General features: G+C 33.7%; 9 protein-coding genes and 1 other RNA gene. 8 read left to right on the top strand and 2 right to left on the bottom strand.

Translation table 11 applies throughout. From position 1 onward, the window contains the following. The first annotated feature begins 12 nt into the window (after window positions 1-12). Together BN38_RS07245 and BN38_RS07240 are read left to right on the top strand one after the other, a co-directional pair. A complete protein-coding gene (locus tag BN38_RS07245) occupies window positions 13-1941 on the top strand; it encodes a sucrose-specific PTS transporter subunit IIBC (RefSeq protein WP_044566290.1) in 1929 nt (642 codons plus the stop codon). Next, window positions 1941-3344, top strand: a complete 1404-nt coding sequence (locus BN38_RS07240; protein WP_044566288.1) for a glycoside hydrolase family 32 protein — start codon at window positions 1941-1943, stop codon at window positions 3342-3344. The genes BN38_RS07245 and BN38_RS07240 overlap by 1 nt, the downstream gene beginning before the upstream one ends. A gap of 220 nt (window positions 3345-3564) precedes the next feature. Here BN38_RS07240 and BN38_RS07235 read toward each other — a convergent pair whose 3' ends face one another. Then, complete coding sequence (locus tag BN38_RS07235) at window positions 3565-4089, bottom strand: Ltp family lipoprotein (RefSeq protein WP_049944467.1); 525 nt, start codon at window positions 4087-4089, stop codon at window positions 3565-3567. Between the two features lie 528 nt (window positions 4090-4617). Further along, window positions 4618-4972: a transfer-messenger RNA gene (gene ssrA, locus BN38_RS10935) on the bottom strand. Window positions 4973-5124: 152 nt separating this feature from the next. Between ssrA and BN38_RS07230 the strand changes: the two genes are divergently transcribed. Genes BN38_RS07230 through BN38_RS07205 form a run of 6 tightly spaced genes read left to right on the top strand, consistent with a single transcriptional unit; the run spans window position 5125 to window position 14628 of the window. After that, the gene (locus BN38_RS07230) at window positions 5125-6258 is read left to right on the top strand and encodes a glucose-1-phosphate adenylyltransferase (RefSeq protein WP_044566286.1); all 1134 of its coding nucleotides are present in this window, start codon (window positions 5125-5127) and stop codon (window positions 6256-6258) included. Window position 6259: 1 nt separating this feature from the next. Then, window positions 6260-7381, top strand: a complete 1122-nt coding sequence (glgD, locus tag BN38_RS07225; protein WP_044566285.1) for a glucose-1-phosphate adenylyltransferase subunit GlgD — start codon at window positions 6260-6262, stop codon at window positions 7379-7381. A gap of 2 nt (window positions 7382-7383) precedes the next feature. Next, window positions 7384-8814, top strand: a complete 1431-nt coding sequence (gene glgA / locus BN38_RS07220) for a glycogen synthase GlgA (protein ID WP_044566284.1) — start codon at window positions 7384-7386, stop codon at window positions 8812-8814. 1 nt (window position 8815) lies between these two features. After that, window positions 8816-11062: a glycogen/starch/alpha-glucan phosphorylase gene (locus BN38_RS07215; RefSeq protein WP_044566283.1), complete on the top strand. Its 2247-nt coding sequence runs from the start codon at window positions 8816-8818 to the stop codon at window positions 11060-11062. Beyond that, the gene (gene pulA / locus BN38_RS07210) at window positions 11052-12947 is read left to right on the top strand and encodes a type I pullulanase (RefSeq protein ID WP_049944466.1); all 1896 of its coding nucleotides are present in this window, start codon (window positions 11052-11054) and stop codon (window positions 12945-12947) included. The genes BN38_RS07215 and pulA overlap by 11 nt, the downstream gene beginning before the upstream one ends. Further along, a complete protein-coding gene (locus BN38_RS07205; protein WP_044566282.1) occupies window positions 12937-14628 on the top strand; it encodes a phospho-sugar mutase in 1692 nt (563 codons plus the stop codon). The genes pulA and BN38_RS07205 overlap by 11 nt, the downstream gene beginning before the upstream one ends. Window positions 14629-14683 lie beyond the last annotated feature (55 nt).

The following is a 14683-nucleotide window of genomic DNA, read 5'->3' as shown; positions in this document are numbered from 1 at the left end:
GAGGGAGTATATATGGATAATAGACAATTGGCCGAAAAAATTATAAAAAATGTCGGTGGAAAAGATAATATAGTATCGGCAGAACATTGTGCTACAAGACTGAGACTTCATCTTAAAGATTTTTCAAAAAGAAATGATGAAGCTATTATGGATTTAGATGATGTCAAAGGAACGAACCTATCAAATGGTCAATATCAAATCATCTTAGGATCTGGAAAAGTAAACTTAGTTACTGATGAAGTGTTAAAAATTATCGGTGATGATAAGGTAAGCGATGCACCAGTAGAAAAAGAGGGGAATTGGTTACAAAGGGCTGTAAAAACTCTTTCAGATATTTTTGTTCCAATAATTCCAGCTATAGTAGCTGGTGGTCTTTTGATGGGACTAAACAACATATTGACAGCACCATTTTTTAATGGAAGAACGGACTCAATAATAAGCCTTTATCCTGGAATTGCAGGCCTTGCACAGATGATAAATACTTTTTCATCAGCAGCTTTTGCATTTTTACCTGTTCTAATCGGTTTTTCTGCTACCAAGAAATTCGGAGGTAACCCTTACCTAGGAGCTGCAATGGGCATGATTATGGTCCATCCAGATTTGTTAAATGCTTACAATTTGGCGGCAACGCCTGCTGGAGATATTCCTTTGTGGAATATATTTGGTTGGGATATACCTGCCGTAGGTTACCAAGGGACTGTTTTACCTGTTCTTGCTGTAGCTTGGATACTTGCTAAAATTGAGATAAGACTACATAAGATTACACCTACTTGGCTTGACAACCTGACAACCCCTTTGCTTGCAACTCTGATAACAGGATTTATTACATTTGCCTTTGTAGGACCACTATTAAGAACGGCAGGGGATCTTTTAACTATCGGTATTACATCAATGTATAATACCCTGGGATTTTTGGGTGGAGCTTTGTTTGGATTATTCTATGCACCAATTACAATGACTGGCATGCATCACAGCTTCATTCCAATAGAAACTCAACTTATAGCTAAGGCTACTACAAGTGCAGGTGGTTCATTCATATTCCCAACTGCTTCAATGAATAACGTTGCTCAAGGAGCGGCAGTTCTAGCAGTTCTTATGACTACAAAAAATGAAAAGATGAAATCAACTGCGGCAGCATCAGGAGTTTCTGCCCTACTTGGTATCACAGAACCTGCTATGTTTGGTATTAACTTAAGATTGCGTTATCCATTCATTGCAGCAATCATTGGATCTGCAATAGGGAGTGCTTGGCTTGCCTTTCGTCATGTTTTAGCAATTGCCCTAGGAGCTGCAGGTATACCAGGATTTATATCCATAAGACCAGAAAATTGGTTAGACTTTGGTATAGGAATGATTCTTGCCTTTGGTGTTTCATTTGTCCTAACTATTTTCTTTGATAAGTCAGGCATGCTTCGTCAAGTTGAAAAAGATGACAAAAGTAAAGTAAAAGATGAAGCAAATAATAATGAGGTAAAGACTGCTGAAAATGTTGACTCTGGAGAATTTAATCTATTTTCACCTATCGAGGGCTTAGTAAAACCAATTAGCGAATCAGAAGATGGAGCCTTTGCTTCAAAGGCCCTTGGAGATGGGGTAGCAATTGACATAAGCTCTAATCAAATTTTTGCTCCTTGTGATGCCAAGGTAGAAACAATATTTCCAACAGGCCATGCTATCGGACTTTCAACTTCAAATGGTATCAATATCCTAATTCACGCAGGAATTGATACAGTAAACTTAGAAGGCAAGGGATTTAAATCTTTTGTAAGTGAAGGGGATGCCATCAAAAAAGGGGACTTGCTTATGGAAATGGACCCTCAAGTAATTAAAGATGCAGGATACTCAACACAAACTATGCTAGTCTTGATGGATGTGGAAGGAACAATAAGTGTAGACCAAGGCCAAAAAGAAGTAGGAGATCATATAATTAGGATTAGTTAATGTACAGCAGAAAATATTTTAATAAAGAATTTGATAGAAATAAAATAGAAGAAAAGAATAATGACCCATTTAATCTTAGTTACCATATAAGCCCTATCACTGGCTGGCTCAATGATCCCAATGGACTTTGCCAAGTTGATGGGACCTATCATATTTATTATCAGGCTGACCCACTTAATGCCATTAGGAAAAATATTATTTGGGGCCATGTTACAACAAAAGACTTTATAAATTATAACTACCATGAACCATTTATATTTGCAGATACAAACCTTGATAAAGATGGAGCCTATTCTGGCTCTGCCTTTTTAAAAGATAATAAAATAAACTTTTTTTATACAGGTAATGTCAAATATCCAGGTAATTACGATTATATCAATGATGGTCGCGACCACAACACAATCAAAATCGTATCAGAAGATGGATTTTCTTACGACAAAAAAGAATTGATTCTATCCAATGATGACTACCCAAGAAATTTGACTAGACATGTCAGAGATCCAAAGATTTATGAAGAAGATGGAATTTACTATCTATTCTTAGGAGCTAGAGATAGAAATGATAAGGGCAAAGTTATAGTATATGAATCAAAAGATTTAGAAAAATTCTCCTATCATATGGAAATTACCACAAACTACGACTTTGGCTATATGTGGGAATGTCCAGATTTCTTTGAAATTAATGGAAATAAATTCCTGATGATATCTCCTCAAGGATTGGAAAGTGAAGAATTCAAATACCAAAATATCTACCAATCAGGATATTTTCCAATAGACATAGACTTAAAAGCAAAAGTATACAGGATAGGAGAATTTGTTGAACTAGACTATGGATTCGATTTCTACGCTCCACAAACATTCGAAGATGAAAAGGGCAGAAGAATATTAATAGGATGGATGGGTATGCCAGATGCTAACTATACAAATCCAACAGTAAAAAATAACTGGCAACACGCATTGACTCTGCCTAGAGAGCTAAAAGTATCAGACAATAAACTTTTGCAAAAACCAATAAAAGAAATTGAAAATTTAAGAAATAAAAAAATTCAAATAGTAAAGAATGAAAATTATTTCTATCAAACATTTGAATTCATTTCTGAAGATATTGATGGTGAATTTGAAATATATTCAAGGTCTGATGCAAAACTGAGTTACAAGGATCAAATTCTAAGCCTTAATCTAGGCCAATGCGGATACGGTAGAGATAAGAGAAAAATAAGGATTGAAAAAATAGACAATATAAGCATATATTCAGATACATCTTCGGTTGAAATCTTTATCAATGATGGACAATATGTAATGACAAGCAGAGTCTATAGTGAGAAAAGCCTATTTAAATCAAGTATTATAGGCACTCTTTATGAAATGGATAATATTAAGTGGGAGAAAAAATTATTTGAATAAAAATGAGACTTGTAAATTATCCTTAAAACTTTAAAAATGCAAGGAATTATGGTAGGATATAGGTGAGTAAAAGGATTGAAAACTCATTTAATTCACAAAAAAGGCAGGGCGAGCACCCTGCTTTTTTTATGGCTAGTTATCACGTTTAAATTTCTAATTTAGTCATTAAATACGTTTGGTACTTATTTCTAACACGGTAAGTTAATGTAGTATCTTTTTATCATTCTAAATTATCGATTGCGTATTGTGCTTCCTCTTCGGTATATTTGTCGCCGTATTCGGACATTAATTGGTCTTTTAGCTCTGCATCAGAAAACGCTGTCATTTCTAGGTAATTTTGTGCAGCTTTTAAAGCTTGCTCTTTGTAATCAACATCTAGGTTGTCAATTGCATATTGTGCAGCCTCTGCTGGATATTTATTTCCATATTCAGATGTTAGTTGATCATATAATCCTTGTTTAGAAAAAGGTGCGAAAGCAATGTAATCTTCTGCAGCTCTTAGTGCGTTTTTATATTCTCGTGGCACATTATTTTCTTCTGAGGTTTCTGTTTCAGCTGGGGCTTCTTCTTTTGAACTTTCTTCTGTTTCTTCTGATTCAGCTTCTTTTTTGGTTTCTTCAGGTGCTTGTTCTTGCTCTTCGATTTTGGTTTCTTCTTTTGGTTCTTCTGTTTTGCTGGTTGTTTCTCCTCCACAAGCTGTTAGTGCTAGGGCTAGGATTAATGGTGTAAGTTTTTTAATTTGCATTTTTATCCTCCTAATGCAGTTTTTATATAAGAGCCTTGTGGCTGTTATATTTTATTCAATAAATTTTATAGCATAAATGGTTTGGTTTTTTATATTAAATGTCTTAAGACTTTGATGATATTATGATTCTCATTTCTCGAGTAATTTTGTTGTCGTATTTTTTGAAACTTATGTAAAGTTAGGTCTTAAAGCCATTTCTGTTTTATGAATTATTCTTATCCTTTTGTATTCTACTTTGTACTAATAATTTGATTAATATTTAACTCTATTATAACACTATTTTTATAGTAATCATATATCAGAAAAAGTTTTATTAAATTATATTTCTAAGAATAACTATTGGTAATAATAAATATTTTCCTAATATAGAGTGATTGTAAGTAAAACGAATAAGTAAGGAATAAAATTATTAAAATTTAAAAATTTATAAATAGCTGTATTAATTTAGAAAAATAAAAAGATTAAAAGTAGTACCCAAATAGTAATATAAAAAATAAAACCTTGAAATATCAATGCTTTCAAGGTGTTTGGTGGAGATGATGGGAGTCGAACCCATGTCCGTGGAAGTGTCCTCAGAGGCTTCTACAGGTTTAGTAAGTTTAGTTTTTTCGCAGATAACTTTATAAACTTACAAATAAGTTATATGCTAGCTTCATCATACTGCTACTAGCTCAAAGCTTTGCTAGAAGAGTTGTCGCTTAGATTATGAAACAAATTGTAAGTTCGCGACCAACCTACAATTCATTGCTACCAGTTTCTTAGGCAGCTAGTGCGAAGTTTGCTTCGCTATTGTTGTTTGCGTTTATATTTAAACACTGATTTACGATCAGCAAACGACCTGCTACCAATGATTATTCGACCACGTCGAAACCATGGCATCCCCAAGTAGCATAAATTATACTAGCAAAAATCCTTATTGTCAAAAGATGAGAAGTTTTGTAAAATATATAGTAAGAAAAGGTTTTTCTGAATTAGGCCCAGGTTTACTGGGTATTAATATAATAAGAATATAATTATGCTTTAATGGAGGGCACAATGAGAAACTCAAATAAGACAGCAGCTATGTTATTGGCTGGTGGCCAAGGTTCACGTCTTAAGGCCTTGACTAAGGATATGGCAAAACCTGTAGTTCCTTTTGGTGGAAAATACAGAATTATTGATTTTGCTTTAAGTAATTCTACCAATTCTGAGATTAGAGATATTGGTGTTTTGACTCAATATAAGCCACAACTTTTAAACCGTCACCTTGGTATAGGTTCTGCTTGGGATTATGATAGAAATAATGGAGGACTTAGAATTTTATCTCCTTATTATACTGAAGAAGGAGGTAAATGGTTTGAAGGTACTGCTTCAGCTATTTATGAAAATATTAATTATCTTGATAGCATCAATCCAGAATATGTTTTGATTCTTTCAGGTGACCATATTTACAAGATGGATTATAGAGAACTCCTTGATATACATAAGGAAAAGGGAGCAGATGCGACTATTGCTGTTATGGAAGTTGATTGGGATGAGGCTAGCAGATTTGGTATTATGAATACTGATGAAGATGGTAAGATTACTGAGTTTGAAGAAAAACCAGCTAATCCAAAATCAAACCTTGCTTCTATGGGAATTTATGTATTTAATTGGAAAGTTCTACGTAAGGCACTCATAGAAGATAATGAAAATCCTGATTCTTCAAATGACTTTGGTAAGGATATTATTCCAAAGATGCTAGAAGATGGAAAGCCTCTATACGTTTACAAATTTGATGGATATTGGAAAGATGTTGGAACCGTAAGAAGTTTCTGGCAAGCTAACCTTGACCTTATCGATCCTAATAATGAGCTAAGAATTTATGACGAAGATTGGAAAATATATACTACTAGTCTAAACTTGCCACCACACAGGATTGGTAAAGAAGGTATACTTGAAGATGCCCTTGTTAATGAAGCCTGTGTGATTAATGGCAAGGTTAAGAATTCAGTTTTATTCTCAAATGTCAAAGTTGAAGAAGGTGCTGAAGTTTGTGACAGTGTCTTATTAAATGGATCTAAGGTTAAGGCAGGAGTTAAGATTTACAACTGTGTTGTTGCTGAAGATATTGAGATTACAGAAAATATTGGCAAAGAAGGCGAAGATAAGGTTTATCTTGTAAGTTCAGAAGGAATCGAGGAGGAATAAGATGGATAGCGTTTTAGCTTTAGTGTATAGTTCAGAGTTTAATCCTGGAAATTATGATGAATTGTGCAAGGTTAGGCCAGATTATATGCTACCATTTGGTGGTAGGTACAGGATTATTGACTTCACTTTGTCAAATCTGACAAATTATGATATTACCAATGTGATACTATTTGCAGGTAGGAAGATGAGATCAACCTTAGATCACATTGGAAATGGTAGAAGTTGGGAACTAAGCCGTAGACGTGGTGGTCTTACAATAATTCCTCCAAATTACGATATTGCAAACCCTAGCGAAGTTGAGACATATTACGATACCATCATAGCTATAGAAGATTCTAATGCCGAGTATGTTTTTATAACCAATCCAATGTACATCTCAAAGGTTGATATAAGTGATGCAAAAGAAGCTATCAAGTCAAATGATTCCGATGTATTGATATTTACACAAAGAATGCGCGATGACGATGGTTTTTATCTAAATAGGAAGATTATTAATTCTGACGGGGATAACAAGCCAGTAAGTCTAGGAACCAACCTCGGCCTTTCTGACGAATTTGACCTTTTCGCTGGTTCTATACTTATGAAAAGGGATGTATTTATCAAAGTATTGAGATATGCGGTTGAGAGGAATACTATTTCTTCACTACTTACAGCAATATTTTCTTTACCAGATGATTTAAACATTGATTTCTACAGAACTGAGAAACACCTTGAAATTATAATGGATACCTATTCTTTCTTTGAAGCCAATATGAAGCTGTTAGATGAAGAATTATACGATTCATTATTCTACCAAGATGGCCTAGTTTACACCAAATCAAAGGACGAACCATCAACATCATACACAAAAGATAGCAGGGTTAAAAACTCCCTTGTTGCAAATGGTGCAATTATAGAAGGTGAGGTTGAAAACTCAATAATATTTAGGGGAGTTACGATCAAGAAAGGCGCAGTTATCAAAAATTCAGTTATTTTCCAAGATTCAGTAATTGGTAATGATGCCATACTTAACTTTGTGATAACAGACAAGGGAACAAAAATAGGCAATAATGTGAAACTATTTGGTAACAGAGTCCACCCATTTGTTTCATCAAAAAATGAAGTACTGGAAGAATGGAGCTAATAATGAATGTACTTTTTCTAGCTAGTGAAGCAGTACCATTTATAAAAACAGGGGGTCTAGCCGACGTTGCTGGATCTCTACCAAAAGAACTTAAGAGTCTTGGTGTAGATGTCAGAGTTGTAATCCCTATGTATGGTTCTATTGATGAAAAATATCTTTCAAAAATGGAAAAAGTCACAGAATTTTATGTAGATCTAGATTGGAAGCACCAATACGCAGGAGTCTATAGACTTGATTATGATGGGGTTACCTACTATTTTATAGACAATCAAGAATACTTTGATAGGGGATACCCTTATGGATTTGGAGATGATGCTGAGAGATTTATCTATTTCTCTAAAGCTTGTACCCTACTTCCAAAAGAAATTGATTTTAAACCAGACATCATCCACTCCAATGATTGGCATACAGCTATGGTTAATGTCTTTGTAAATGATTTTAGGCATGGTGATAGTTATTATGATGATATAAGAACCTTATTTACCATCCATAATTTGAAATACCAAGGTGTATTTAATCCTGATATAATGAGACTTGCAGGTCTTGATGGTGGATATTTCAACGAAAATGACCTTAAATATTACGATGCAATTAATTTTATGAAAGCTGGTATAATCCATGCTACAGCAGTAAATACAGTTTCTGAAAATTATGCTCGTGAAATCCACTACCCATTCTATGGCGAGGGCCTTGATGGAGTTATCAGAGAATATGACTATAAGCTTTCAGGGATTGTAAACGGTATAGATTATAAGGAATGGAATCCTGCAACAGATAAACTAATAGAACAAAATTTTGACATAGATAGTATTGACAAAAAAGTTAATAATAAATTAGCCTTGCAAAAATTATATGGCCTACCAGAAAGAGAAGACGTTCCAATGATTGGTATGGTTACAAGACTAAACGAAATGAAGGGTATGGACCTTGTAAGGTACATATTAGATGAACTACTTGAAGAAGATATCCAAATTGTAGCCCTAGGTACTGGAGATTATACCTACGAAGAAATGTTAAAATACTTTGCTTGGAAATATCCAGAAAAACTTGCAGCAAGAATTTATTTTGGAGGTCAAGAGGCTCACCAAATCTATGCATCAAGTGATTTCTACCTCATGCCTTCAATCTCAGAACCATGTGGCATAAGCCAGCTTATAGCTATGCGCTATGGAGCTTTGCCTATAGTTCGTGAGGCAGGTGGCCTTAAGGATACGGTTATTCCTTACAATGAATACACAGGTGAGGGTACAGGATATTCTTTCTCAAATATCAATGCCCATGAGTTATTATTTACAATCAAAAACGCTATAAATATTTATAAAAATAATAAAGAAGCACATAATAGACTTGTTAATAATGCAATGAAAAGCGATATAGACTGGCAAATGTCAGCCAATAAATATAAGGATTTATACGAAGAAATAAGAGCCTAGTATGGAAATTAATAAGAATACTATCATAGAAAGAATACAAAATTATTTGTATTCTTTTTATGCTAAAGACCTAAATACAGCAAGAGAAAGAGAAATCTACGATTGCTTGTGCCGCTATATTATGGAAAGCGTGGGCAAGACTTGGGTTTCTTCCAAAAAAATAAAAGAAGGCTACGAAGTCTATATATTAAGTTTTGAATATTTGCCAGGATCTTTTCTAGCAAATATTATTTATAAACTTGATATTGAAGATGATATTAGAGCAGCCATTGGTGAAATAGGCTTTGATTATGATTCTATCATGTCCTATGACCTCGACCCAGCCCTTGGAATTGGTGATATGGGCATGGGTTCGTCATATCTTATAAATGCCCTAACAGATCAAAAAATTAAGGCTACTGCTTATGCTCTTCGCTATGAATCTGGTGACTTTAAGCAAGTTATAGTAAACGGCAAGCAAGAAGTTAGGTCGGATTCTTGGCTAGAGCATGGGTCAAATTGGGAGCACCAGAAATCTTTTACCAATCTAATAGAAATCTATGGCAAAAACCACAAAACGGTGACCTATGATATGCCTATAGTCTCATCTGATGCAAAATTTGTAAATACTCTTAGACTTTTCAAATCTGAGCCTACATCTGTAATAGATGTAAGTGAATTTTCTAATGGAGATATCATAAACGCCTACGAAGATTATATTAATAACCTTTCGATCACTCAGTTTCTTTATGTAGACGATTCATCCTATGAGGGCAAAATTTTAAGGCTCAAGCAAGAATATTTCTTTGCTGCATCAGCTATGAGGGACTTTGTCAGAAAGTATTTGCTGTATTATAAAGATATTAATAATATCAACAAGCAAACCAATGTTATCATAAACGACATTCACCCGACCCTGGCCTTAGTTGAATTTATTAGAATTCTTACTAGAGATCATAAATTCACCATGAAAAAGGCAATTGCCTATACAAGGGAGATTTTCTACCATCTAGTGTTTTCTATAACTGATGATTCCCTAGAAAAATACCCAGCTGATGAAATAAGAAAGTTAAACCCAGAGCTTTATAATACAATCATCGACATACAAGCAGAACTTGCTAAAACTGAGAGATTTTTGCCATTAATAGAAAATGGACAAGTAATTTTTAAAAATATAAATATAGCCATATCTAAAGAATATATATTCTTATCAAAGGTACTTTTTGAAAACAAATCTATTTCAAAAAATACTTCCTATATGAATATGGGAAGCGATAGACAAAGCTATGGCAAATCTGCAAATAATAAGCTTTATAATCTATTAGATAAATATAAGATCAAGGATTATAACAACGATAGCAAGAAACTTATATACTTAAAAGGAGATAAGGACTTTATCGATAGCCTTGATGAAATCAAATACCAAAACAAAGTAAAGCTGATTGAATATTTGAAAGATTCATCTATAAACCCTTACTCAATATTTGATTTGCAGCTTTCTATTATCCACGAAAGCAAGAGGCAGATATTAAATGCCCTAGAAATAGCCTATGAATATTTCTATCTAAGAGATAATACCAATGCTTATTTTGTGCCGAAAACCTATATATTTTCTGGCAAGGCCAATGAAGGGTATTTTGTGGCAAAGGAAACAATAAAGTTTATCCTTGCCCTCAAAAAACTTATAGAATCAGACAAGATTATAAGAGAGAAATTAAAGATTATTTTTGTTGAAAATATTGGTGTCAAGGACCTAAGACTTTTATATCCAGCAGCAGATATATATTCTAACCTTGCTCATCCACTAATGGATAATCAGAATTTTGATATATTAAACTGCCTATACAATATGTCCAATGTCGTATCAACTAAGGCAGGAATCGTTGAGAATCTAGACATTGCCAATGAATTTTATCTACTTGACGATGATTACAAAACTTATGAAAAAATTAGAAAGGAACGAAATTACATTGCGAATGATATCATTTATCAAAACAAAATAGTAAAATATACTATTGACAGGCTATTAAATGAGCCTAAGGAAAGTTTCCCTTATGATTTTAAAATTTTGTATGATGAAATATTGCTTTACAATGATTCATTTAATGTATTACTTGATCTAGAAAATCTTGTGAATTTGAGAAAAAATATCCAAAAAGACTATATAGACAAGGAAAAATGGATACAAAAGCAAATGCAAAATTTCATATGGGCAAGCAAATTTAACTTAGATAACTTATTAAAAAGGAAAAGAAGTTTTGATAAATAATATTAGCTATGAACAGATTAAAGATATAAGGCTTGGAGCTATATATAGTAAAGATGAGACAACTTTTAAAGTCTTTGCTCCGTCAGTCAAGCAAATATATCTGGCCATATCAAAAGACTATAGAAATCCAAGAAAAGATTTTATAAAGATGGAAAAAGGAGAATATGATATCTACCAAGTTACTCTATCAGGTGACTATGAGGGATATTTTTATTCCTATTTTGTAGATGATAAGTATATGGTGACCGATCCATACTCCTTTGCTTCTTCTATAAATTCTATGTATTCTGTAGTTTGTGATATGGAAAAAACAAATCCTCAAGGATTTTTAGAGACTCCAGTCCCACAAATACCAGAAAATGAAGCTATAATATATGAACTTAATGTCAAAAATTATACAGCTGATGAGACAAGTGGAGTCAAGGACAGAGGTAAGTACCTTGGGCTTTGCCAGGAGAGTACGACCTATAAGGGCCTTGCTACAGGCATTGATAATCTAGTTGACTTGGGTGTGACTCATGTGCAGCTTTTACCTATATATGATTTTATTAGTGTTGACGAATCAAATGATAGATTTTTTGATGATGACAACTACAACTGGGGTTACGACCCAGAGCTATATTTTAACCCGGAAGGCTCTTATGCTACAGATCCTACTGATCCTACAAATAGGATATTTGAAATAAAAGAGATGATTGGAAAATTTCATAAAAAAAATATAGCTGTAGTAATGGATGTTGTCTTCAACCATACTTTTAAGTCTTATGATTCGAATCTTAACACACTAGGGAAAAATTATTACCATAGGATGACCAAAGATGGGTATTTTTCTAATGGCACAGGTGTAGGCAATGAACTTGCTAGTGAGAGGCCATTTGTAAGAAAATTAATCATAGATTCTTTGAAGTATTGGGTTAAGGAATATAAAATTGATGGCTTTAGATTTGACCTAATGGCCATAATTGACCTTGATACTATAAAACTTGCAGTAAAGGAACTAAGAAAGATAAATCCTAACATCATAATATATGGAGAGCCATGGATGGCCCTTGAAACGACACTTCCAGCCAATCTTCATACTATAAAGGGATCACAAAGATCTAATGGTTTTGGAGTTTTTAACGACATCTTTAGAGATGCTATAAAGGGAGACACTGATTCCTACGGGACAGGTTACATTCAAGGAGACTATTATCTAAAGCCTATAATAGAGCAGTCTATAGCTGGATCTATTGCCTATGATGAGGTAAGAGCTGGCTTTGCTGATGATGCAAGTGAGTCGATTAATTATTTTAATTGCCACGACAACTTGATTTTATATGATAAATTGCAGATTTCTCTTAAAAATCTGGACCAAATTGATGATTATGTAAAACTTGCTATGGGCTTAATCTTTTTATCCTTTGGTAAAGTGTTTATATATGAGGGCAATGAATTTAATCACACTAAGAAAAACGACAGGAATTCCTATAATTCTCCACTTTTTGTAAATGCTATCAATTGGAAAGAAAAAGAGGAACATCTAGATATCTTTAACTACACAAAAGATTTGGTTGAACTTAGGAAGTCATTAAAGGCATTTACAAGGACAGATGCAAGTTTTATCCGCAATAATCTAAAATTTATGGATGGAATAAAGGATTCGATGATAATTTATTCTTTAGCCTACAAGAATTCAAAGAATCTTGTCGTGATAAATGTTGGTCAAGATGGAGAGATAATCCCTAGAAGATCAATAGAAAGTTTTATAAAAAGTAAAAGTATAAGTATTGAGAATATTTTTTCCAAAGAGGGTAAAAATACAAGTAAGAAGATAGAAGGAGACCTCTATGTAGAAGGTCTATCAATAAATGTTTATAATTTAGGAGGGAAAAATGGACTATAAAGAATCTTTTGATTTATGGTACAACAATGACAAATTCGACGAACAGACAAAGAAAGAACTAGAAGAAATTAAAGACAATGACGAAGAAATCAAAGACAGGTTTTATTCTTCATTAGAATTTGGTACAGCAGGACTTCGTGGCAAACTAGGTGCAGGAACCAACCGTATGAACGAATATATGGTAGCCCAAGCTAGCCAAGGTTTTGCAGATACAGTCGCTGAAATGGGCGAAGATGCAAAAAAAGCAGGAGTTGCTATTTCTTATGACGTTCGTCACAAATCAGAAGACTTTGCACGCGTAACAGCAGAAGTTTTTGCTGCTAATGGTATCAAAGTATACATTCACAAGGAAATTCAACCAACACCAGTTTTATCTTATACTGTTAGACACCTAAAGACAGCTGCAGGTGTAATGATAACAGCAAGCCATAACCCAATGGAATACAATGGTTATAAGGCTTACAATAGTGAAGGTAGCCAAATCCTAGATGAAACAGCAGACAAAATCTTAGGACACATTGCTGAACACCCAGACTTTTTCGAAATCCCACGTATTGATTTTGAAAAAGGTCTAGAAGATGGGATAATCGAATGTGTTAGTAATGATTTGATTGAAGATTATGTAAAAGAAGTACTAGCTTGTACAATAAATGAAGATATAGATAAGGATATCAAAATCGTCTATACTCCACTAAATGGAGCTGGTAATAAGCTAGTAAGAAGAATATTGGATGAGCGTGGATTTAAAAATATTTATGTTGTACCAGAACAAGAAAACCCAGATCCAAACTTTACAACAGTAGGATATCCAAACCCAGAAGACCCAGCTGCTTTCAAGTATTCAGAAAAACTTGGTAAGGAAAAAGACGCTGATCTTTTACTAGCAACAGACCCTGATTCAGACAGATGTGCAGTAGAAATCAAAGATGGGAATGGCGAATACGTCTTCTTAACAGGCAATAAAATAGGATCACTTTTGACCAATTATATCCTATCAGCCTTAAAAGAAAATGGAGAACTTCCAGAAAATCCAGCTGTAGTAAAATCTCTAGTATCAACAGATTTGATTAGTCCTATTTGTGAAAAATACGGCGTTAAAAAATACGACGTATTAACCGGATTTAAGAACATTTATGCTGTAGCAAACGAACTTGAAAGAACTGGTGAAGGTAAATTTGTCTTTGGTTTTGAAGAATCAATTGGTTATAACTACAAGGATTTCGTAAGAGATAAGGATGCCGTAAACTCAGCTATGATGATCTCTGAGATGGCAGGATACTACAAAAAACAAGGCAAATCTCTGCTAGATGTACTTGAAGATATATACCAAGAACACGGTTTTTATGCCAACGAAGTTGTATCAATCACCCTAACAGGTCTTGACGGACAGGCAAGGATAGGAAGAATCATGGAAGAAGTTAGAAACAATCCAATCGATGAACTTGCTGGACTAAAAACAGACAAAATCATAGACTATAAATTTGATGAAACTGGACTTCCAAAATCAAATGTTTTGAAATATTACTTTGAAGATAAATCATGGCTAGCATTAAGACCATCAGGAACAGAACCAAAAATCAAAATGTATGTCAATGCTATAAGTGATAGTAGAGATGGTTCAGAAGCGAAAAAAGATGAGCTTATAAAGGCAATGAGAGAAATCATTGATAGTGTAGAATAATAGACTAGGGCACTTGCCCTAGTTTTTTAGTTTTAAAAAGAATATTATGTGGTAA

Origin of the sequence: Anaerococcus provencensis, from assembly GCF_000312365.2 — a bacterium.
Lineage (GTDB): Bacteria > Bacillota > Clostridia > Tissierellales > Peptoniphilaceae > Anaerococcus > Anaerococcus provencensis.
The sequence above is the reverse complement of the archived record's forward strand: the minus strand, read 5'-3'. Positions and strand labels throughout refer to the sequence as shown.

What these genes read in the sequence shown, in the direction of transcription:
- BN38_RS07245 (WP_044566290.1), top strand. Translation starts at nt 13, where the DNA reads ATGGATAATAGACAATTGGCCGAAAAAATTATAAAAAATGTCGGTGGA.
- BN38_RS07240 (WP_044566288.1), top strand. Translation starts at nt 1,941, where the DNA reads ATGTACAGCAGAAAATATTTTAATAAAGAATTTGATAGAAATAAAATA.
- BN38_RS07235 (WP_049944467.1), bottom strand. Translation starts at nt 4,089, where the DNA reads ATGCAAATTAAAAAACTTACACCATTAATCCTAGCCCTAGCACTAACA.
- BN38_RS07230 (WP_044566286.1), top strand. Translation starts at nt 5,125, where the DNA reads ATGAGAAACTCAAATAAGACAGCAGCTATGTTATTGGCTGGTGGCCAA.
- glgD (WP_044566285.1), top strand. Translation starts at nt 6,260, where the DNA reads ATGGATAGCGTTTTAGCTTTAGTGTATAGTTCAGAGTTTAATCCTGGA.
- glgA (WP_044566284.1), top strand. Translation starts at nt 7,384, where the DNA reads ATGAATGTACTTTTTCTAGCTAGTGAAGCAGTACCATTTATAAAAACA.
- BN38_RS07215 (WP_044566283.1), top strand. Translation starts at nt 8,816, where the DNA reads ATGGAAATTAATAAGAATACTATCATAGAAAGAATACAAAATTATTTG.
- BN38_RS07205 (WP_044566282.1), top strand. Translation starts at nt 12,937, where the DNA reads ATGGACTATAAAGAATCTTTTGATTTATGGTACAACAATGACAAATTC.